This window comes from Mycobacterium sp. 1465703.0 (assembly GCF_001672975.1).
Classification (GTDB): Bacteria; Actinomycetota; Actinomycetes; order Mycobacteriales; family Mycobacteriaceae; genus Mycobacterium.
In genome coordinates this window covers 1-718 of sequence record NZ_LZKU01000062.1, presented here as the reverse complement: position 1 = coordinate 718, position 718 = coordinate 1, and the positions used below count along the sequence as shown (strand labels likewise).

Genomic DNA, 718 nt, shown 5'->3' with positions numbered 1-718 from the left:
CCTCGAATCCGGGAAACGCCGGTTGGCATTGGATCACCTGCCACGGCTGGCACGTGCCCTGTCAGTCAGCACCGACGAGCTGTTGCAGGCGGCGCCGACGCAAGACCCGCGGGTGCGCGGCACCGCGCACACCCACCACGGCGTCACCTATTGGCCGCTGACCCGCCAGGGCCCCGCCAGCGGACTGCACGCCTTCAAGATCCGGGTCAGCGCGCGGCGCCGCACCCCGCCCACCGACCTGCCGGTACACGAGGGGCAATGGTCTGAGCCGGATCAACTGTGCAGGTGAAGCCGCTCGCCGTGCGGTCCGAAGATCACGATGGCTTCGACCGGCTCGCGGACCACCCCGAACCAGTGCGGCGTCCACGTCGAGAACTCGACGGCTTGGCCCGGGCCGATGGTGAAGTCGCGCTCGCCCAGGATCAGCCGCATCCGGCCGGCAAGCACATACATCCAGTCCTGCCCCTCGTGTACCGGCAGGTCGGTGGGCGGGGTGCGGCGCCGCGCGCTGACCCGGATCTTGAAGGCGTGCAGTCCGCTGGCGGGGCCCTGGCGGGTCAGCGGCCAATAGGTGACGCCGTGGTGGGTGTGCGCGGTGCCGCGCACCCGCGGGTCTTGCGTCGGCGCCGCCTGCAACAGCTCGTCGGTGCTGACTGACAGGGCACGTGCCAGCCGTGGCAGGTGATCCAATGCCAACCGGCGTTTCCCGGATTCGAGG

At 70.5% G+C, this 718-nt stretch carries 1 protein-coding gene and 1 pseudogene; one reads left to right on the top strand and one right to left on the bottom strand.

The window, feature by feature from the left end; all coding sequences use genetic code 11:
• A pseudogene (locus A5625_RS05655) lies at positions 1–259 on the top strand (helix-turn-helix domain-containing protein); the annotation flags it as partial.
• A gap of 14 nt (positions 260–273) precedes the next feature.
• On the opposite strand, the gene A5625_RS05650 reads toward A5625_RS05655, so the two are convergent.
• Positions 274–718 (bottom strand): helix-turn-helix domain-containing protein (locus tag A5625_RS05650; RefSeq protein WP_066989956.1); only part of this gene is annotated, 445 nt, incomplete at its 5' end.